The organism is Nonomuraea jabiensis (genome assembly GCF_014204795.1).
GTDB lineage: Bacteria > Actinomycetota > Actinomycetes > Streptosporangiales > Streptosporangiaceae > Nonomuraea > Nonomuraea jabiensis.
The window spans coordinates 9779107-9799005 of sequence record NZ_JACHMB010000001.1; the positions used below are offsets into that span (position 1 = coordinate 9779107).

The window sequence follows — 19899 nt, forward strand, 5'->3', positions numbered from 1 at the left end:
CCTACCGGGCGAAGATCTTGAGCAGGTCGTAGCGGACTGACGATGCCCGGCAGCGTGTGCAGTTCCATGGGTCCGACGGTCGCGTGCAAGGGCGGCAGCCGGATGGGCGAGGAGATCCGCAACCTCCTGCGAGCGATCGCGAGGTGACCGCCGTGTCGAGCCGCCACCGGGCCGTGCTGGGAGCGGCCCGGTGGCGGTCATGGTCGTCGGCCCCTTTCTCAGCCGGGGTCGCTGCGGCCTTCGAGGCGGCCGATCGCCTGGAGGCCGGCGTTGCCGCGCAGGCCCACGGCGTAGTGCCAGCCATCCAGCGCGCCGGGCCTGGTGAAGTCGATGCGGCTCTGGGTGGTGCCCGTCATGATCTGGGACCAGCCCCAGCCACCCCCGCGGTCGACCCAGGTGCTGATCGAGTTGCCGTCGAGGACGAACGCCCAGCGGTCGCCGGGCTCCAGCACCCCCGCGGCGCCAGAGACGGCGGTGAGCCTGCCGTCGATCCTGATGTCGATGCCGTGCTGGCCCTTGATTCCGGTCCACGCCATGACGTAGTTGCGCTCGTCCTTGACCAGGCCGTTGAACACGGCGTCCTGCCCCTTCCCGGTGCCGGCCCACCGGTCGTGGTCGACGATCACGACAGCCCGGGAGCTCTTCGGCCCGGAGCCGTGGGAGACCAGGCCGTAGTAGGCGCCCGGTCCCTGCGCCCGCAGCGTTCCCGTGCCGAAGGTCAGCTGCGGCAACGCCTCGGTCCCCGACGGCTTGTGGACCGTGTAGGCGGCGCTGGAATCGGTGTCGAAGGTGTCGTCCACGCCGACCTCGGGGTAGGCCTCGGGGGCGAAGGTCACCGTCGTTCTGCTGATCGCCTGGATCGCGTGCCCGTCCCAGCTCGCGGTGGCGGTGAAGTCCGCGGTCTGGCCGGTCAGCACGGTCGATTCCGCCCGTACGGTGAACGCGACGTGACGGGCCTCGCCGGGCTTCAGTGAGCTGATCACGTCTGGCTCGGCGGCGGTCGCGGTCCAGCCCTTGGGGGCCGACAGCCGTACGCGAACGTTCCGCGCCGTCTTGGCGGTGTCGTTGACGACCGAGACGATCGCCGTTCCGGCGCCGGTCGCGGTGGAGATCGCGGCCGGCGCCTGGTACACCGAGAGCCGGGAGTCGACCGCCCGGAAGCGGGGACGCTCCTCGGGCACGGCGACCCGGCCGCTGACCAGCGTGGGCGGTGCGCCGTGGCGGCCCGAGCGGACGCCGAAGACGGACAGTCCGCCGCCGTCGGAGGCGAAGCGGAGCGTGACGGTGTCCCCGTCGCCGAGTTGGCGTGCGGTGATCGGGACGGCGATTCGGTAGCCGTAGCGGTTGCCGAAGTCGGCGACGAGGGAGCCCCGTGATCGACCGGCCAGCGCCGTCGGACCGTGGGGATCGTCGGGCAACTCGATCACCCGCAGCGCGGTGCCGTTGACCGACACGGTGAGACGGGTGGGGTAGCGGCGCGCTGTGGTCACGTTGTTGGGGTCGTACCAGCCGCGGGGCTGGGCGGCCGCGACCTCCGCGATCAGGGTGGCTCCGCGCGACCGGCCCGTGCGGATCTCCTCGGGCAGCTGCACCTCGTACTCGAAGTGGCCGCGGCCGTAACCGGTGACCCAGTCGGACCCTCCGGTGGTCCTGGCCTGGGCTCCGCCGGTCCATTCCTGCGCGGTCACCGCGCCGGGGGAGAAACCGCCGTCGGGGGCGGGGGTGTCGAAGGTCAGGTAGTTCTCGGCGACGGTCCGGCCGCCGATGTCGAGCCAGATCCACACGTACCCGTTGCGCAGCTTGGCCGGCAGGGTGACCGACACGGTGCCGGCGTCGGTCACGGTGTAGCGTTCCGGGGCGAACGGCCGCGAACCGCCGCCGCCCGCGTCGGCGACCCAGCGTCCTTCGTCGTCGTAGCCACCGATCCTCCACCGGAGCGTGGCCCGGGACAGGTCGGTGTCACCGAAGTGGCTGATCTTGGCCGGCACCTCGATCGCGCCGCCGCGTTCGACGGTCCGCGCCGACGTGCCCATCAGCGAGATCGCGTCGTCCCCCTGGAACAGGTCGATGCCGCGCGGCCTGCCGTGATGGTCCATGAACTCCGGCAGGTTCGGCTGCCGGTCGAACGTGACCGGGCTCTGCACCTCCTGCTCGGTCTCGGCGAGCTGGACGCCGATGTACCCGTTGAGCTTGGGATAGGCGCGGAACAGGCCGAACGTGTGCGGCACCTGCCCGGACCTGATGGCGAACTCGGAGTTCAGCCACGGCTGCCCGCTCTGGGCGCCGTCGTTGAAGTTCCAGGTGGAACCCGGCTTGACCTGGGCGTCGAACCCGTCCAGCAGCTTCTTCCACTCGTCGTAGCCGGCCAGGTAGTAGTGGAAGTCGTTGAGGTCGGTGTCGAGGTGGCCGTTCTGGCAGCAGGCTGAGTTGTCCACGATCAGCCGCGACGGGTCGGTGTCGCGGGCGACCCCGACCATCCTGCGGACGTACGGGAACGCCTCCGCCGGGATCGGCTGCTGCCACGGCTCCTTGCCGAGCCCCCACGCCTCGTTGAAGATCGTCCAGATCACGATCGACGGATGGTTGTGGTCCCGCTTGAGCGTGGCGCGTAGCAGCCCCTCGAACAGCCGCTCCGCCTCCGCGCCCAGAGAGTGCCAGCCCGCGTTGGGCATGTCGTACCAGATCATCAGCCCGAGCCGGTCCGCCCAGTGGTAGTAGGCGGGCTCGTTGACCTTGAGGTGGTTCCTGATCACGTTGAAGCCGAGTTTCTTGGCGTTCTTCAGGTCGAGCAGGATCGAGCCGCGGCCCGGCTCGTTCTCGGTCCCGGTACGCAGGTCGGGCCCGGCGGTGGCCCCGGTGTAGGTGTACAGGCCCCACGGGTTGTAGCCCTGATCGAGCACGCCCCTCAGGTAGACCGGCCGGTTGTTGAGGTACACGTACTGGTACTCGTTCTGGTGGCCGGGCGCCCATTTCCGCTCGATCGTCCGCAGGCCGAACGTCGTCCGGATGCCGTCGTCGTGGCCGAGACGGAAGTCGGCGGTGTACAGGGCCGGATCGTCCGGCTCCCACAGGCGCGGCCGCGGGATCGGGATCCGCGCCGTCCCGCGCCCGTCCTCGAGCGGTACGTCCGCGCTGCCGACCACCTTGCCATCGGGGCTCCTGATCTGCACGGTGGCGCGCTGCCCGCCGTCGGCGGCGACGTCGATCCGCGCGGCCGCCACGGATGGCGTGCGCGCGTCCCCTTCGAAGGTCAGCTCGGGTGTCACCCGCGTGTCGGTGAGCCGCGCGCCCGCGTAGGGCTCGATCCACACCGACTGCCAGATCCCGCCGACGTCGCTGAACCAGCCGGTGTCCGCCCCGTTGGGCTCGCCCGTCTGCTTGCCCATCGGGTACGGCGACTCGGGCGTCGTCGGCGGCGCGACCACCCGGATCGTCACCGTGTGCGTCGAACCGGGTGCCAGCGCGCCCAGCCCGGCGCTGATCTCGGTGAACCCGTCCCCGGTGTACGGCAGCACCGGCTCACCGTCGAGCCAGATCGCCGCGCCCCAGTCGGCGGCCCCGACGCGCAGCCGTACCTGCTGCTCGGGGAAGTCCCTGGGCACGGTGAACGACCGCTGGTACCAGACCGTCCCCCGGTAACCGGCGAAGGCGCCGCGGAAGATCTCCTTGGTCGCCAGCTCCTCCTCACCCCACGCGGCCAGCGACTGGTACGGGAACGGCACCCGGATCGCCTTGCCGAACACGTGCCCGGGGGCGTACCAGCGTTCGCGCTCCCCGGCGTTCCCGGGATCGAAGTCGAACGACCAGGTCCCGTTCAGCGACAGCCACGTGTCGCCGGTGAACGGGCGCCGGTCGGCGTCCGGGCGCGGGTACTCCTGCCGCGCCGGATCGGTGTCCCTGGCCAGTTCGAGGGTGACCGAACCGGCCGCGGTGGTGGACGCGAACGCGTACCCCTCCTTGCCGGCCACCACGAGCGCGCTGCTCTCCGGCACGCCGGACAGCACGAACGTGCCGTTCTCGGCGGTCGTGGCGAACACGTCGCTCCGCGAGGCGTGCAGACTGGCCCCCTCGATCGGCGCGCCGCTGCGGGCGTCCACCACCCGGCCGCTGACCTCGATCGTGCGACCCTCCGCGGGGGTCGCGGGCGGGGGCGGCACCGCGAGGGCGGGCGCTGTCGCCGCCAGCAGCGTCCCCGCGGTGAGCACCACGACGGCGAAGGCCCGGCGTAACGTCATCGCCCGTGCTCCGATCCGGCCCGCTCGATCGCCGCCAGGCGCAGTTGCGCCGCGCGGATCCGCGCGACGTCCAGCTTGCTCGACCGGTCGAAACGGTAGATCCCGTTCTGCTCCTGATAGACGTCGGTGAGCTGCGTGTAGCAGTAGCCGAACATCCGGGGATCGTCGAGCAGCACGCCGACCAGCCCGGCGAAGCGCCGCTGGAGCTCCTCCTCGCTGGCGGGCCGCTCGCCGTAACCCCAGGACTGCTCCTCGGGAGGCGCGTCCGGGTTCCACCAGATGCCGCCGAACTCGCTGCAGAAGTACGGCTGCCCCTGGTACGGCACCGACCACGCGCTCCCGTCGGGGCCGGCGTTGACGTACGGCGTCCCGTCGGCCAGGCCCGACATCAGCTTGCCGAACACCTCGGGATCCTGCTCGTAGCAGTGCGAGTCGTACACGTCGGCCCCCGGCACCCGGTGGGCGTACCCGGACGCGTCGATCACCGGCCGGGTCGGGTCGGCCGCCTTCGTGGCCAGGTACATGCCCCACGTGACGTCGTCGAGCACGGTGATCCGGTCGTGCAGCTTCTGGAAGGTCTCGTTGAGCGGGCACCAGCCGACGACGGACGGGTGGGAGTAGTCGCGTTCGACCGCCTCCAGCCACTGCGTCACGAAGGAGGCGGTCGGCCGCTGGTTGTCCCACGACGGGCCGCCGCCGGTGTTGGCGCCCCAGTCCCCGAACTCGCCCCACACCAGGAATCCCATCCGGTCCGCGTGGTACAGGTACCGCTCCTCGAACACCTTCTGGTGCAACCGGGCGCCGTTGAAGCCGGCGGCCACGGCCAGCTCGATGTCGTGGCGCAGGGCCTCGTCCGAGGGCGCGGTCATCAGGCCGCCGGGGTAGTAGCCCTGGTCGAGCACGAGCCGCTGGAAGCGCACCTCGCCGTTGAGCAGCACGGCATGGCCGTCGATGGAGACCGAGCGCAGCCCGGCGTAGCTGGCCGCGGTGTCGATCACGGTGCCGTCGCCGTCGAGCAGGTCGATGCGCACGTCGTACAGGTGGGGGTCCTCCGGGGACCAGAGCCGGACGCGGTCCTGCGGCAGTGGCAGCCACACCTCGGGGGCGAGGTCGAGGTCGGCGCGCGCCCGCGCCCGCGCGACCTCGCCGTCCTGGTCCGACACGGTCACCTGCACCTGGTGCCCGGCGCGGGCGGCCGAGACCGGCACGGTGATCCGGAACGCGGACGCGGCGACGTTGGGCGTGATCCGCGGCCGGCCGAGATGGGCGCCGGGCACGGGCTCGCACCACACCGTCTGCCAGATGCCGGTGGTGCGCCCGTAGTGCGCGCCGTGCCCCTCGTACGTGGTCGCCTGCTTGCCCCGCGCCTGCGGACCACTCCGCGGGTCGCGGGCCCGTACGACCACCGTGTACGTGTGCCCCGGGTCGGCCGCCGCGGCCAGGTCGCAGCTGAACGGCGTGAACCCGCCCCGGTGCCGCCCGGCCTCCACGCCGTCCACCCACACGGTGGCGTCGTGGTCCACCGCCTGGAAGTGCAGCAGTACCCGCCGCCCGGCCCAGCTCGGCGGCACCCGCACGGTACGGCGGTACCAGACGGCCTCGTGGAAGTCCGGGTCGCCGATGCCGGACAGTGGCGCCTCCGGGCAGAACGGCACGACGATCTCGCCGCTCAGCTCCCGGTCGAGCAGCCCGCGCTCAAGCCCGGAGTCGCCGGCATCCCGCTCGAACTGCCACGTCCCGTTCAGGCACTGCCACTCGTCGCGGACGAACTGCGGCCGCGGGTACTCGGGACGGGGGATCATGGAATCGTCAGGCACAATGCTCACTTTCGATGGATCAGGACTTGACGGCACCGGCGATGCCCTCGATGAAGTACCGCTGCAGCACGATGAACAGCACGACGACCGGCAGCAGCGAGATCGTCGCCGCGGCGGCCATGCCCGACCAGTCCGTGGCGTTCTCACCGACGAACGCCAGCATGCCGACGCTGACGGTGCGCAGGTCGGGCCGCGAGAACGTGAAGACCAGCGGCAGGAAGAACGCGTTCCAGGTGGACAGGAAGGTCAGCACGGTGACCGTGGCGGTCACCGGCCTGGCCAGTGGCAGCATGACGCGGAAGAAGATGGTGGCGAAGCCGGCGCCGTCGATGAGCGCGGCCTCGGTCAGCTCCTTGGGGATGCCGCGGAAGTAGCCGAAATAGAGCAGGATGGCCGCCACGTTCGCGGCGCCCGACATCGCCAGGACGATGCCGGTCAGCGAGTTGAGCAGGCCGAGCTTCTGGGACAGGTCGACCAGCGGGATGATGGTGTACCCGGCCGGGACGAACAGCGTGGCCACCAGGACGCCCATGATGATCTTGCGGCCGCGGAACTCGTGGCGCGCGAGGACGTACCCGGTCATGGCGCACCTGACCACCACGACCACCACCGTGCACACTGTGACGATCACGGTGTTGAGCAGGTATTTGCCGAACTCCGCCTCGACCCACGCGCGCTCGTAGTTGGCCCACTCCGGTGCGTCCGGCAGCAGGTCGAGCCCCTTGGTGAACACCTCGGCCGACGTCTTGAACGATGCCGAGACCATCCACAGGAACGGGTAGATCCAGATCAGGCAGCCGATGGCGAGCGCGGCGGCGGCCAGCCACCAGGGCAGCCGGCGCAGGACCCTGGCCGCGTTCACGCCATCCCCCTGGCCCGGCGGGTGGCGCGAACCGCGAGCAGCTGCACCATGCCGACGAGGCACACGAACAGGCCGAACAGCACGGCGGCCGCGGACGCGTACCCGAGCCGGGGGACCGTCGCGGCGAAGGCCCACCGGTAGATGTACACCTCGATCACCTCGGTCGAGTAGAACGGGCCGCCGTTGGTCATGGTCAGGACGAGGTCGAAGACCTGCAACGACGCCTCGATCGAGAGCAGGGTGATGATCACCAGGAAGGGCTTGAGCAGCGGCATGGTGATGTGGCGGAGCGTGGCCAGGGCGCCGGCGCCGTCGAGCCGGGCCGCCTCGTACACCTCGTTCGGCACGGTCTGCAGCGCGGCCAGCCAGTAGACCAGGGTGATGCCGAACCACTTCCAGACGTACACGCCGATCGTCGTGCCGAGCGCCGTCGAGGACTGCCCGAGGAAGTCGACGCCGTCCGGCGCCAGCCCGGCCTCGCGCAACGCGAGGTTCACCGGGCCGCTGGCCGGGTCGAAGACGAACTGCATGACCACGCCGACGATCGCCGTGGTGGTGACCACCGGCAGGAACAGGGCTGTACGGAACAATTTGCGCAGCGGCATGCGCGGCGAGTTGAGCACGATCGCGAGCAGCAGCGTGGCCAGCACCTGGACCGGCACCGCTAAGAGCATGAACGTCAGCGTCAGCCGGAACGAGCTCCAGAACATCGGGTCGGCCAGGACCTCTTGGTAATTGGCCAGGCCGATGAACGACGGGCTCGCGTCAAACCCGTTCCAGTCGGTGAGCGAGTACACGTAGCTGCCGACGATCGGGTAGACCGTGAACGCGCCGTACAGGAGCACGGTCGGGGTCAGGAACAGCCAGACGTACAGGGTGGTGCGGTCGCGGCGCCGGCGCGCCGCGGAGGGGAGTGCGACCGTCATCCGCGCGCGCCCGTGGTGCTCTCATCGACCATCAGCCGCCACGGCGCCTCGAGCTGTACGGGGGCGCTGTCGTCGCCCTCGACGCGCTCCAGCAGGCGCCGCACGGCCAGCTCGGCGATCTTCTCCTTGTCGGGCACGATGGTGGTCAGCGGCGGGGTGGCGAACCGGCCCTCCTCGATGCCGTCGAACCCGGCCACGGCGATGTCCTGCGGCACCCGCAGACCTCGCGCCAGGATCGCCCGCATCGCGCCGAGCGCCAGCAGGTCGTTGTAGCAGAACACCGCGTCCGGCGGTTCCGGCAGGTCGAGCAGCCGCTCCATCGCGAGCCGGCCGTCCTGGCGCTGGTAGCGCAGCACCGGCACGGTGAGCTCGGCACGCAGGGGCAGCCCCGCCTCCTCCAGCGCCTGCCGGTATCCGGCCGACCGGTGCGCCGCGGTGTTGCCCACCGGCCGGTCCACCAGGCCGATGGCGGCGATCCGCGTCCGGCCCAGGGAGGCCAGGTGCGCGGTGGCGCTTCTGGCGGCGGCGGTGTCGTCGATGGCGACGTGGTCCACACCCTCCACCTGCACCTCGCCCAGCGTCACCGCCGGGCACTCGCCCGCCCAGTCACGCAGCTCGTCGGGGGTCAGGCCGAGCGGGCTGAAGATGAACCCGTCAAAGAGAGCCGAGCGGTCCCGCCGCATGACGATCTGCCGCTCCCGTTCGGCCACCCCCTCGGTGCGGTCGATCAGCACCGTGTAGCCGCGCTCCTCCGCCTGGTCCACCACGTGGGCGGCCAACTCGGTGAAGTACGGCACGTCCAGCGGCAGCACGAGGGCCAGCAGGTCGGAGCGTCCCCGGTTGAGGCTGCGCGCCGCGACGTTGGGCCGGTAGCCGAGCTCGTCCAGGGCCCGCTGGACCTGGGCGCGGGTCTCCTCGGACACGTAGGCGAAGTTGTTGACGACGTTGGACACGGTCCGTACGGAGACTCCCGCCAGCCGCGCCACGTCGCGCTGGGTGACCACAGCCGCTCACATCCTCCAGTCGGCAGCATTGTTCAAGGAGAAGTCTTGCCGCGCGGCATGCCGCGTGGCAAGAATGAATTTGCCACGCGGCAACATTTCTTTACGACACGTTCACGCGCCGCGCGGTGAAAGGCAGGACCGATGACCGCGATGACTCGGCGAGGGTTCCTCGCCGCGGCGGGTGCCCTCACGGCCGTGGCCGCGACCAGTGCGTGCGGCGGGAGTGGCGGTGCCGGGGGTGGCGGTGCCGGTGGCAACTCGCTGACCTGGTGGGACCACCAGAACCAGCTCCAGTCGGCGAAGAAGGAGATCTTCGCCCAGTTCGCCAAGAGCCCCGGCGGCGCCCCCGTCCAGTACACGTACTACAACCCCGCGAAGCTGGGCCAGGCGCTGCAACTGGCCAAACAGAGCAATCAACTCCCCGACCTGCGCAGCAACGCCGGGCTCACGCTGCCCGCCGCGGCGCTCGTCGCCGCCGGATGGTCGCAGCCGCTGGAGCTCAGCGCCCAGGCGAAGGCCCGGGTCCAGGACTCGCTCATCGAGGGCCTGCACATGTTCGACGGCAAGATCTACGCCTTCCCCATCTTCAGCCATCAGACCTACTCCGCGGTGACGTGGTTCAACAAGGAACTGGTCGCGCGTGCCGGGCTGGATCCCGAGGCGCCGCCGAAGACATACGACGAGTTCCGGGCCGCGGCGCGCGCGGTGCAGAGCAAGGGCGGCGGCCAGACGTACGGCTGGGTGTGGAACATCGGCATGCCGATACGGCTGGCCGAGCAGGTCAACGACCTGGCGCAGGCGGCCGGGTTCGCCGGGGCCGCCGGCGTCCGCTACGACAACGGCCAGTTCGCCTTCCACTCCGACGAGTACCTCGACGTCATCGAGTTCCTGGTCTCGCTGAGCCGGGACAAGGTGCTGGTGCCCGGGGCGAACTCCTGGCTGGACGACGTGGCCCGGGCCCGGTGGACCGCCGGAATCGCGGCGTACTACTTCGACGGCCCGTGGTGCCCCGGCGTGGCGCTGAAGGCGACGCCCGGCTTCGCGGACAAGCTCGGCGTGGGACCGATCCTGACGCCCGAGGCCGGCACCGAGGTGGCCACCTACCATGCGCCGCAGCCCGGGGACTACTGGTTGTCCTCGACGAGCAAGAACGCCGCGCTGGCGAGCAAGCTGCTGAGCGAGCACTTCACCACGGAGGAGTACTCGCGCCGGGTCGCCGACACCATGTCGCAGCCGCCGCGCGACATCTCCGTCGTCGACCGGTCCCAGGCGCACCCCGCCTACAAGAAGCTGATCGGCTGGTTCAAGGAGAGCGTCTTCCTGGCCCCCGAACCGATCGCCGGCAACAAGGACCTCCAGCAGGTGCAGATCGCCACCAAACCGGTCAACCCCACCCTCGGGGACATCGTGCAGGGCGCGCTCACCGGCGACGTCACCGACGTGCGTGCGGCGCTGACCAAGCTGTCCAGCGACAGCGCCGCCATGCGTGACGCGGCGATCGCGGCGGCCAAGGCCAAGGGCGCGCAGGTCAGCCTGGACGACTACGTCTTCCCCAACTGGAAGCCGCGGACGGACTACACCAAGCCGATGTACGCCGAGCGCTGACGGAGCACCGTGAACCGACCCAACATCGTGCTGATCATGACCGATCAGCAGCGGGCCGACTGGACGGCCGCGAGCGGCTTCCCCCTGGACACCATGCCCTTCCTCGACGGGCTGATGGGCGGCGGGACGCGGTTCCGGCGGGCGTACACCACCTCGCCACTGTGCGTGCCCGCCCGGATCAGCCTGCTCACCGGGCGCTACCCGTCCGCGCACCGCGTCCGCCAGAACAGCGCCGCCCGGCACGTGCTGCGCGGGGCCGACCTGGTGGACGTGCTCCGCGACGCCGGGTACGCGCTGCATCTGGCGGGCAAGACGCACTTCCACCGCGAGCGGGCCGACTTCGACACGTTCGCGGCGCCGTACTGGCATGATCGCGGCCCGGACGGCGCGGCGACGCCCGAGCAGGCCCGTTTCGAGCGGTGGCTGGCCGAGCTGGACCACTCGGTCGGGCACGAGCCGACGCCGTTCCCGGTGGAGTGCCAGTTCCCGCACCGGATCGTGGACGGCGCGATCGACGCCATCGAACGCACCCCCGCTGACCGGCCGTTCTTCACCTGGTTGTCGTTTCCCGAACCGCACAACCCGTACCAGGTGCCGGAGCCTTACTTCAGCCTGTTCGACCCCGACGAGATGCCGGAACGGCTCGCGGGCCCCGAAGGCGCCGCGCGCAAGGGCGGCATGTACGCCTGGCTGCGGGAACTGATCGAGGAGAAACGGCCCGGCTACGACGCCGAGTGGCGGCGCTACCGCGCCAACTACTGCGGCATGCTGCGGCTCATCGACGACCAGCTGCGCCGGTTCTTCACCCACCTGCGTGAGACCGGACGGGACACCGACACGCTGGTGTTCTTCGTCGCCGACCACGGCGACTACGCCGGCGACTACGGCCTGCAGCGCAAGGGCGCCGGCATGGCGGAGTGCCTGATGCGCATCCCGTTCGCCGTGGCCGGGCCGGGGGTGCGGCCGCTGGCCAACGACACCGACTTCGTCTCGCTCGCCGATCTGTTGCCGACGATCTGCGACGTCCTCGACGTCGTGATCCCGCCCGGCGTCCAGGGCCGCAGCCTGTGGCCTCTGCTCACCGGGGCTCCGTACCCGGCTGAGGAGTTCGCCACCGGGTACGGCGAACGCGGGTTCGGCGGCCTGTCCTACGACGTCGACGAGCGCCCTCCGCTGCACTTCCCGTACGAGGGCCGCACCTTCGACGAGCTCAACACCGTCACCCAGGCCGGCACGACGGTGATGCTCCGGCGCGCCCAATGGAAGCTGCTCCTGGACGAGCGCGGCACTGGCGAGCTCTACGACCTGGAGACCGACCCGGCGGAGCTGGACAACCGGTATGACGATCCGGCGCTCGCCGAGATCCGCGCCGCCCTCACGACCGACCTCGCCCGCTGGATGATCCGCGTCCGGGACGACCTCCCGGAGGCGGCATACACCCTTAAACGCGCATCACACAACTGGCACGCCCCGGAACGGAGGTAGCCCCGGGCCGCGCAGACCAGCCAGTCCTCGCTCTCGCGGTGCTCTGATATCCGTTGTGCCGCTGCCCGGCGTGGCTGGGAAAGGTACTTCACCAGTAGGCGTTCTCCGGCCCAAAGGCGGCGGGCCGGGGAGGGGTCGGCGGCGGCGTACGGGGCGAGGTCGGTGCTGACCTCGCCGCCGGCGAGCATCTCAGGGGCGAGGGGACGGTCGTCGACCGGGGCGAATAGCGCTGGGCTGCCTCAGCCGGCGGGGGCGGCGACCATGCCGGCGCTCAGGAGCTCGCCGGTCTCGTCCGCCGGATCGGCGATGATGGCGACAGGTTCCTGGTCGTCCAGCGGATCCCGGATCTGCCTGACGTTTTCCTCCAGGTGTGGCACGAAGCGGGGGGCGACTACACGGTGGAGCACCGCGACGGCGGCCCCGAGCGGCACTTCCAGGTGACGGTCGGGGAGCCGGAGCCAGTGATCGCCGCCATGACCGGCTGGGCCCGCCAGGAGCACGAGTGGGGGCTGGGGCTGGACTGGGCGCCGCTCGACCTGGGACCGGCCCCGGACCCCGCTCCCCCGCTCGACCTTGACGACGACACGCGTGAACGGCTCGAAACGCGCCTGCACGAGGTGCTGGCCGGCGGTTATGCCACGCGAGCCCAACGGGTGGAGCTCGTCTCCGGCGAGCACCGGCCGGTGTCGCGCGAGCAGGCATGGCAGCTGGTCGACCGGATGTGGCTGGAGCGCGTCGAGGAGCAGGCCGCCTGGCAGGGCGAGACCGACCCCGAGCGGCTCGCCCGGGCCTTCGCGGCGCTGGAGCAGGCGGGCATCACGGCCCGGGAGGACTTCGCCTGCTGCCGTTCGTGCGGCGACGCGGAGATCGGCACGGCAGGCGCGGCGGACGCCCGCGGCTTCGTCTACTTCCACTCGCAGTGCACGGACGCGGCCACGCGGGGGCACGGGCTGACGCTCCTGTACGGCACGTTCGACGGCTCGACGGCGACTTCCATCGGCCGCGAGGTCGTGACGGCACTCGAAGAGAGCGGGCTGTCGGTGGAATGGAACGGCGACCCCCTGCGGGCTGTCACCGTCACGCCGCTGGACTGGCGCAAACGCCTCGTCGGGTAGGAGGGAGCGTCCTGGCCCAGGCTGACGCGGACCCTGCCCCTTGGTGGCGGGGGTTCAAACGCGCTTCGGTTCGTAGTGCAGCGCGGTGATCCCGCAGTCGAACGGCCGGGCAGCGACCAGACGCAGCCGCCTGTAGTCGCCGGCGTCGCCGAACACCGGCATTCCGGCGCCGATGGCGACCGGGTTGACGAACAGGTGGAGCTCGTCGAGCAGCCCCTGCGCGATCAGGCTCGACACGAGCGTGCCGCCACCGTAGGCGATCATGTCGCCGCCCGGCCGGGCCTTGAGCCCGTTGACGATCTCGGCGAGGTCACCGCCCGCGACCACGGCGTTCTCCCAGGGCGACTCGGTGAGGGTGTTGGAGATGACGACCTTGGGCGTGTTGTTCATCTGGTCGATGGACTTCTGGTCCTCGCCCTCGGGCCCGGCCGCCCACGCCGGGATGAACCCCTCGGCGAGCCTGCGGCCCAGCACGATGCAGTCGACGGAGTCGGTGAGCGCCTCGATGTAGGCGTTGATGTCGTCGGTCCACGGGAAGCTCAGCCAGTCCATCTCACCCTTCGGGCCGGCCATGTAGCCGTCGACGGTCATCTGGACCTGCAGTTTGAACGTGCGCACTGGATGCCTTCCTTCCGGGCCGAAGGGGGTGTTGATCAAGAGCGTAGCGGCGCGCCCGTACGAGCCGCTCGAAATTCCCTCTGCTCACGCCAGGCAACCGTGGTCGTGGCGCTGCGGGGCCGTCTCGTGCCCGGCAGTCCGTACGTCGTGTTCGCCGCGGGGATCGGAATGCTGGAGGCCGGCTTCGGGCTGCTCATGCGGAACCTGGTCGTTCTCGCGCAGAACGCCCCCTCCCTCCGCGGACCTGGCCATTGCTGGACCCGGTCGGTGAAGCCGTTCCGGTTGGCGATGCCTTCGACTTCGGGCCAGCCGTAGTTGCCGCCTGGCCGGATGACGTTGAGCTCGTCCCAGGTGTCTTGCCCGAACTGCACGTTCATGTCCTGGGCGGCGGTGTGGTCGCCGGCATCCAGATCCGGCATCCCCGGCCGTGCTTCCTACCACGCCTCTGAGCACGGCGTCATCGGCCTGACCACCAGCGCCGCCCCAAGTACGCGCCGCCCGGCGTCCGCATCAACGCGGTCTGCCCGGGCACGATCGACACTCCGATGGTCACCGACATGATCGCCAAGGGCGAGCTCGACCTTGGCGACGCCGAGGCCAACCAGCCCATCAACCGGCTCGGCACCGCCGAGGAGATCGCCCAGGCCATCCTGTGGCTGTGCAGCCCGGGCGCGAGCTTCGTGATCGGCCTCGCCCTTCCGGTCGATGGCGGCTACGTCGCCCGCTGAGCCCGCCCAGGGTCCTGCTGTGACCGGGCACCTTCACCGGGAAGGTCACGCCTGTCGGCTGCGGTTGGCGGGGACTTCGAAGATGAGTCCGAGACCTTCCTCTTCATCCCAATCTTCGCCGACCTGGACGAAGCCGAAGCCGGCGATCGTGGCCAGGGACGCCACATTGTCGGGACTGATCGTCGCCCGTACGGTCTTGACCTCCGGTTCGGCCGCCGCCCGGCGCAACAGCTCGATCAGGATGGCTCGGCCATAGCCCTGGCGGCGGAAGTCAGGAGCGACGGCGTAGCCGATCTCCACCATGCCCGCCTCATCGGGCGGTCCATGGAAACCGGCATGACCGATGACGACACCTTCAGGCCCGGTCACCGCCTGCCGCGCCATCCACCGCGCGTGGTGGGGATCGGCGGCCATCTGGTCGAGCCGAACCTGCCACAGCCACCGCGCTTTATCTGTCACGAAGTACTCGGTCAGCGCGACCCCGGCCGTGTCGCTGGCTGCGGGCAGATCCCCATCGAGCAGAGCGGACATCGCAGCGCTCGACAACTCGACAAAGCGCACGTGCTTCGAACTGGTGGGGAACGACGTCTGGCGTTCGGCTTCATCTGTCACGCGCGGATGATCGCAAAATGTCCGACAGACGTCCAACGAATTTCGGAGAGTTCCTGTCAGCCAGGCGACGCCCCACGAAGCTGGTCCTTGCGACGTGCCATGGCATGCTCGGGGCCACGACGGCTTCGCCGCGCAGCGCCCGGGAGGATGCTCTGGTGGACGCGCTCGCCGAGCGCGGCGACCTCACCCTGCAGCAGGCCGCCGACCGCCTGGCCCAAGGCGGGGAGAGGTACCGCACGTTCCTCGACGTGGGGCAGGCCACCATCGCCCGCGCCCTCAACACCCCCGCCGCGTCCTTCCTGGGGGCCCCGAGCGCACCGCGATCCGGCACGCCCTGGACGACCTCACCAACCGGCACCTGCCGTCTGCCGACGCCGAGCGCATCGTCGGCGCCCGGCTGGATCGGACCGGCAACTGGGAGCTCGGCGCCGGATCAAAGGGCGTCTCCGGGGACCGGACGCCCCCGGAAGATCCGCCAGATCAGCCACGCCTGCAGCAGACCGGCGCCGGCCAGGACCACGGTAAGCAGCACCGGGTTCTCGATCTGAGGCGGCACCAGGTGCCATCCCCACCAGATCAGCCATCCGAGAGGGAAGGTGACGGCGATGAGCGCGACGCCGGTCAGCAGGATCGGATCCCGCACCGTCAGCAGGATCACCAGCGAGATCACGCCGAGAACCAGCACGAGGGCGGCGTAGACGACGGCGAGCACAGCCGCGACCTTGCCGTTCCTGTAACGGCGCATCCAACCACGTCCTTCACGGGAGACTACGGCGTCCACCCACGATCCTTTCACGGTCGCGCGGCCGCGACCCTCCTCGACGCTTCGGGGCATGACGAGCAGCAGAACAGACGTGAGCGGCTTGCCGTGACTTTCCGCTCGAAGGCGTCTCGCCGAAAGGGTTTACGCAGGTAACGAGCCATGCAGGTGGGTTGCCCGGACGGCCGCGACGCGGGCGAGGCGGGAAGGCGAGAACCGCCACCCCGCCGTGCGGAGATCGGCGGCGATATCCATATCGATATGACTGAATGATCAATATCAATATTGGACGTCCCAGGCCGGTTTCTGATCTGCTCTCCGCCATGGCACAACCACTTCTGCGTCTTGGGATCGCGACATTGACCACTTCTCTGCTGCTGAGCGGCGCCGCCAGTGCGGCGCAGGCCGCCACCGGCGCGAAGGGCACCTCCGGCGTCGACTCCCGGACGGGGACCACCGCCCCGTCCGACTCCGAGCTGGACAAGACGCTGCAGGAACTTGAGAAGTCCTACCAGGGGCGTATCGGCGCGGTCGGCATCGACCTGGGAACCGGCAAAACGGTCGGATACCGAGCCGATGAGCGCTTTCCCCTCAACTCCATGTTCAAGGTGTTCGCCTGCGCGGCCGTACTGCACAAAGCACGTACCAGCGACCCCGGGCTGATGGACAAGGTGGTTCGCTGGAAGCCTGCCGAGATGGCCGGGCTGACCACGAACTCCCCAGAGACCACCGAATACACCGACACCGGCATGACACCTGCACAGCTGTGCCGCGCCGGGATCACCAAATCCGACGGCTTCGCAGGCAACACGCTGCTGAAGCAGATCGGCGGGCCGCGCGGGCTGACCGGGTTCTTCCGCGCCACCGGTGATCGGACAAGTCGGCTGGACCGACCGGAGCCCACCCTGACCGAGTGGCAGCCGGGTGAAGAGCGCGACACCACCACCCCCGCCGCGGCCGCACAGACCTTCGCCAAGCTCACCACCGGCAAGACCCTCCACATCGGCGACCGGGCGCGGCTGGTCGGCTGGCTGAAGGCCAGCCTCACCGGTGCCAACCGGATCCGGGCCGGACTCCCCAAGGACTGGACGGTCGGCGACAAGACCGGCACCGGCGGCGCGAGCAACTACGGCACCGCCAACGACCTGGCGATCGTCTGGTCGCCCGGGTCCAACGCGCCGATGATCCTTTCGGTGTTCACCAACCGTAACACCGACAACACCGCGCATGACGACAAGGTGATCGCCTCCACCGCGACCGCGCTGGCCAAAGCCCTCGGCCGGCTCTGACGGGCCCGTCCGTTCGCAAACGCGATCATGAACCAGATCGTGCGCTCCAGCCGCCGAAAGCCGGCAGGGGCTGTACGCAAATGAACAGACGCATGCCCGCTCCGGCACCTTGGCGACGTCGGCGGCCGCGGCCGGAGCAGGGCAGGCTCTTGGGCACCTTCGCGATGTCGATCCGGTCCATCGGGTTGGCCTGCAGCAACTCCTGCCGGACGGCCCACTTGGCGAAGGAGACGATCGCGGCGCGCTCGCGCTTACGGCCGGCCGGTGCCAGCCAGGCGAGCTCGGCCAGGAACGCGCGAACCGGCACGGCGGTCAGTGCGTCGATCTCCTCGCCGTGGTGGGCTGCGAAGGCGATCAGGTCGCCGCGGCAGGCGCGCCGAGTGTGCGGTACGGCGGTGAAGCAGACGTCGTCGGCAGCTGCCCTCACCCCGCGCGCAGCCCTCGCACCATCGTGTCGAAGGCGCGGTCCCAGTGACGGCGGGCCTCGGTGGCGTCGCCGAGGGCGCCGCGCAGGTCGAGGCTGCACAGCCCGTGCGCGAGCGCGTTGATCCCGACGGCGAGGTCAGCGGGCTCGGCGAGAGAGAAGGCTCCTTCCCGTACGCAGCGCGCGACGGCGGCGATGAGCATGTCGAAGGTCGGCTGGATCTGGGCGGCGGCTTCGGCGTCGGGCTGGAACTCGGGGATGGGACGGCCGAACATCAGCTCGTAGAGGTGCGGGTTGGCCAGGGCGTTGGCCCGGTAGGCATGCCCCAGCGCCAGGAGGTCGGCGATCGGATCGCTGGTGTGCGGGACGGCGGCGAAGGCCGTGGCGAGCCGCTCGAACCCGGCCAGGAACATCTCGCGCACGAGACCACCCTTGTCGCCGAACACCTGGTAGACGGCCATGGTGGACACGCCCGCCCGCTGCGCGACGCGGCGGGTGGTCAGCGCCGCCGGGCCCTCGGTGGCCAGGAGCCGGCCTCCGGCGTCCACCAGCTCTCGGCGAAGCTCGTCGTAGTCGCGGTTTCTCGGTCTTGCCATGGACGGGATAGTATCATAACGTTGTTATATAACACTGATTCGAAATGACCTCGCAGGAGTGATCACATGTCCGACCTTCATGTAGTCCTTGGAGCCACCGGCGGCATCGGCGCGGCCGTCGTCGCGGAGCTGACCGCGCGCGGCCACGAGGTCCGGGCCGTCAGCCGAGGAGGCGCCGCCTTCAGGGCCGACGTCACCACCACCGAGGGTGCCATCGCCGCCTGCGAGGGCGCAGCCGTGGTCTATCAGTGCGCCCAGCCGAAGTACGAGCGCTGGGCCAAGGAGTTCCCCGGCTTCATCCGCACGGTCCTGACCGGGGTCGAGACCGCCGGGGCGAAGCTGGTCATGGCCGACAACCTGTACGTCTACGGCCCGGTCGACGCCCCCATGACCGAAGACCTGCCGCACGCCGCCACCAACCCCAAGGGCCGGGCCCGCGCCGAAGTGGACCGGCTGATCCTCGACGCCCACCGGACCGGGCGCATCCGCGCGGCCCTGGGGCGGGTCTCCGACTATTACGGTCCCGGCGGGGTCAACACCACCATCGGCCCGACCGTTTTCGCCGCCGCGCTGGCCGGCAAGACCGCCCGCTGGGTCGGCGACCTCGACCAGCCGCACACCGTCGCCTACCTGCCGGACGTCGCCGCCGGGCTGGTCACGCTGGGCGAGCACGCAGAGGCCGACGGCCGCTCGTGGCACCTGCCCGCCGCCGAAGCGATCACCGGCCGGGAGTTCCTGGGCCTCGTACGGACCGCAGTGGGAGGCGAGCTGAAGGTCGCCGGGCTCGGCCGGGGAATGCAGCGCCTGATCGGGCTGTTCAACCCGACCGTGCGCGCCCTCGGGGAGACCTGGTATCAGCGCGACCGTCCGTTCATCGCCGACGACTCGGCCTTCCGCCAGGCGTTCGGACCGGTCAAGGTCACCCCGCACGCCGACGGCATCGCCGCGACCCTCGACTGGTTCCGCCGCAACGCCGCCTGAGATTGAGAAACAACCCCAGAGTTCGTTGAGCGGTTGAACGTCGACCTGGCCGCAGGACCTGGGGCAACGGGCCAGGCCGGGAGTAACCCGCACGTCAGATCCGCATCGGTGACTCCCGACGACGAACCAAACCCCGTACAGCCGCACGGAGGGCCTGGCGGTCGATGCCGGGCTGAGCGTCCGGGGCTTGGTTGCGTCGGTCCCGGACACCCCTACGTCAGCACACGGGGCAGGCACGCATGGCGATGCTCGACGGCGCGGCCGCGCTCGCGTAACAGGTGAGCCAGGAACTCCACCAGACCGGCTGCCCGGTGCTTGCCGCCGGCGCGCCCGATGGCGATGGCCCGCGGGCAGCATCGCATATTGCACCAGGCTGCCGATGGGGCTGCCATTCGGCAGGCTCTTGAACACCAGTCGCTTCAAGGACCCCTTTCACCAGCTCGGCGTCGATGTCGGCCTCGGTGACCTTCTTCTTACGTCCGTCCAGCAGCCGGGGCAGCTGCTTCATCGCCGCGACCGCCCGCGCGTCTTCGGGTTGGCAACGAATTCGATCACCGTGGTCAGCATCTTGAGGAACCTTGACACGGTGGCGATCCGGGAGGCCGGCAGCGCCCGCATCTCACCGTCGGCATCGGCGCCGGGCGGCGGCACCATCCCGGTCACCGCCGCGACCGCCTCCCACAACTCCCGCCGCGGCACGATCGCATCGATCGCCTCCCGCACCTGGTCCAACATGCCGTACCGCGCCAGGGCGACCATCCGCTGATGCGGCACCTCCGGCGGGAGCTGCATGGTCCCCCAGCCCCACTCCGAGGATTTCCTGCGGCGAGCTCCAGCGCCTT

20 protein-coding genes are annotated in these 19899 nt (G+C 70.3%); 6 read left to right on the top strand and 14 right to left on the bottom strand.

Features of this window, described 5'->3' with window-relative positions; translation table 11 throughout:
• Window positions 1-218 precede the first annotated feature (218 nt).
• The 5 genes from HD596_RS44800 to HD596_RS44820 are packed head-to-tail and all read right to left on the bottom strand — an operon-like array spanning window position 219 to window position 8844.
• A complete protein-coding gene (locus HD596_RS44800; protein WP_185075443.1) occupies window positions 219-4235 on the bottom strand; it encodes a glycoside hydrolase family 2 TIM barrel-domain containing protein in 4017 nt (1338 codons plus the stop codon).
• The gene (locus tag HD596_RS44805) at window positions 4232-6052 is read right to left on the bottom strand and encodes a glycoside hydrolase family 2 protein (protein ID WP_313046340.1); all 1821 of its coding nucleotides are present in this window, start codon (window positions 6050-6052) and stop codon (window positions 4232-4234) included. The genes HD596_RS44800 and HD596_RS44805 overlap by 4 nt, the downstream gene beginning before the upstream one ends.
• 19 nt (window positions 6053-6071) lie before the next feature.
• Window positions 6072-6914: a carbohydrate ABC transporter permease gene (locus tag HD596_RS62825; protein ID WP_221519857.1), complete on the bottom strand. Its 843-nt coding sequence runs from the start codon at window positions 6912-6914 to the stop codon at window positions 6072-6074.
• On the bottom strand, window positions 6911-7840 hold the full coding sequence (locus HD596_RS44815; protein ID WP_185075444.1) for a carbohydrate ABC transporter permease: 930 nt from the start codon (window positions 7838-7840) through the stop codon (window positions 6911-6913). Before HD596_RS44815 ends, HD596_RS62825 begins: the two co-directional genes overlap by 4 nt.
• Window positions 7837-8844, bottom strand: coding sequence for a LacI family DNA-binding transcriptional regulator (locus HD596_RS44820; protein WP_185075445.1), 1008 nt, complete (start codon window positions 8842-8844; stop codon window positions 7837-7839). Before HD596_RS44820 ends, HD596_RS44815 begins: the two co-directional genes overlap by 4 nt.
• A 141-nt stretch (window positions 8845-8985) precedes the next feature.
• Between HD596_RS44820 and HD596_RS44825 the strand changes: the two genes are divergently transcribed.
• Both HD596_RS44825 and HD596_RS44830 read left to right on the top strand, forming a co-directional pair.
• Window positions 8986-10449, top strand: coding sequence for an ABC transporter substrate-binding protein (locus HD596_RS44825; protein WP_185075446.1), 1464 nt, complete (start codon window positions 8986-8988; stop codon window positions 10447-10449).
• Window positions 10450-10458: 9 nt separating this feature from the next.
• A complete protein-coding gene (locus HD596_RS44830) occupies window positions 10459-11934 on the top strand; it encodes a sulfatase-like hydrolase/transferase (protein WP_221519858.1) in 1476 nt (491 codons plus the stop codon).
• 239 nt (window positions 11935-12173) lie between these two features.
• On the opposite strand, the gene HD596_RS60880 is transcribed toward HD596_RS44830, so the two are convergent.
• Window positions 12174-12311 carry a hypothetical protein gene (locus HD596_RS60880; protein WP_221519859.1) on the bottom strand — a complete coding sequence of 46 codons (138 nt, stop codon included), beginning with the start codon at window positions 12309-12311 and terminating at the stop codon, window positions 12174-12176.
• Between HD596_RS60880 and HD596_RS44835 the strand changes: the two genes are divergently transcribed.
• Window positions 12303-13049, top strand: a complete 747-nt coding sequence (locus tag HD596_RS44835; protein ID WP_221519860.1) for a DUF6891 domain-containing protein — start codon at window positions 12303-12305, stop codon at window positions 13047-13049. The two genes, HD596_RS60880 and HD596_RS44835, sit on opposite strands and share 9 nt — an antisense overlap.
• Before the next feature lie 54 nt (window positions 13050-13103).
• Here HD596_RS44835 and HD596_RS44840 read toward each other — a convergent pair whose 3' ends face one another.
• Window positions 13104-13667, bottom strand: a complete 564-nt coding sequence (locus HD596_RS44840; protein ID WP_185075447.1) for a dihydrofolate reductase family protein — start codon at window positions 13665-13667, stop codon at window positions 13104-13106.
• Between the two features lie 35 nt (window positions 13668-13702).
• Entirely contained in the window at window positions 13703-14086 is a 384-nt protein-coding gene (locus HD596_RS62830) for a PQQ-dependent sugar dehydrogenase (protein ID WP_246555315.1), read from the bottom strand.
• A 126-nt stretch (window positions 14087-14212) separates the two neighbouring features.
• Here HD596_RS62830 and HD596_RS44850 point away from each other — a divergent pair, with 126 nt between their 5' ends.
• Window positions 14213-14395 carry an SDR family oxidoreductase gene (locus tag HD596_RS44850; RefSeq protein WP_246555317.1) on the top strand — a complete coding sequence of 61 codons (183 nt, stop codon included), beginning with the start codon at window positions 14213-14215 and terminating at the stop codon, window positions 14393-14395.
• Window positions 14396-14440: 45 nt separating this feature from the next.
• Here the strand turns inward: HD596_RS44850 and HD596_RS44855 are convergent, their stop codons facing one another.
• Both HD596_RS44855 and HD596_RS44860 read right to left on the bottom strand, forming a co-directional pair.
• Window positions 14441-15007 carry a GNAT family N-acetyltransferase gene (locus HD596_RS44855; RefSeq protein WP_313046341.1) on the bottom strand — a complete coding sequence of 189 codons (567 nt, stop codon included), beginning with the start codon at window positions 15005-15007 and terminating at the stop codon, window positions 14441-14443.
• 433 nt (window positions 15008-15440) lie between these two features.
• Window positions 15441-15752 (bottom strand): SCO4225 family membrane protein, encoded by a 312-nt coding sequence (locus HD596_RS44860; RefSeq protein ID WP_185075448.1) that lies wholly within the window; start codon window positions 15750-15752, stop codon window positions 15441-15443.
• Window positions 15753-16036: 284 nt separating this feature from the next.
• Here HD596_RS44860 and bla point away from each other — a divergent pair, with 284 nt between their 5' ends.
• Window positions 16037-17056 carry a class A beta-lactamase gene (gene bla, locus HD596_RS44865; protein ID WP_246555319.1) on the top strand — a complete coding sequence of 340 codons (1020 nt, stop codon included), beginning with the start codon at window positions 16037-16039 and terminating at the stop codon, window positions 17054-17056.
• Between the two features lie 25 nt (window positions 17057-17081).
• On the opposite strand, the gene HD596_RS44870 is transcribed toward bla, so the two are convergent.
• A complete protein-coding gene (locus tag HD596_RS44870) occupies window positions 17082-17483 on the bottom strand; it encodes a site-specific integrase (RefSeq protein WP_221519862.1) in 402 nt (133 codons plus the stop codon).
• Window positions 17480-18076, bottom strand: a complete 597-nt coding sequence (locus tag HD596_RS44875; protein ID WP_185075449.1) for a TetR/AcrR family transcriptional regulator — start codon at window positions 18074-18076, stop codon at window positions 17480-17482. Before HD596_RS44875 ends, HD596_RS44870 begins: the two co-directional genes overlap by 4 nt.
• Window positions 18077-18142: 66 nt before the next feature.
• Between HD596_RS44875 and HD596_RS44880 the strand changes: the two genes are divergently transcribed.
• A complete protein-coding gene (locus tag HD596_RS44880; protein ID WP_185075450.1) occupies window positions 18143-19057 on the top strand; it encodes an NAD-dependent epimerase/dehydratase family protein in 915 nt (304 codons plus the stop codon).
• A gap of 217 nt (window positions 19058-19274) precedes the next feature.
• Here the strand turns inward: HD596_RS44880 and HD596_RS44885 are convergent, their stop codons facing one another.
• Together HD596_RS44885 and HD596_RS44890 are read right to left on the bottom strand one after the other, a co-directional pair.
• On the bottom strand, window positions 19275-19565 hold the full coding sequence (locus HD596_RS44885; protein WP_185075451.1) for a hypothetical protein: 291 nt from the start codon (window positions 19563-19565) through the stop codon (window positions 19275-19277).
• Complete coding sequence (locus HD596_RS44890) at window positions 19562-19816, bottom strand: hypothetical protein (protein ID WP_185075452.1); 255 nt, start codon at window positions 19814-19816, stop codon at window positions 19562-19564. Before HD596_RS44890 ends, HD596_RS44885 begins: the two co-directional genes overlap by 4 nt.
• Between the last annotated feature and the right edge of the window lie 83 nt (window positions 19817-19899).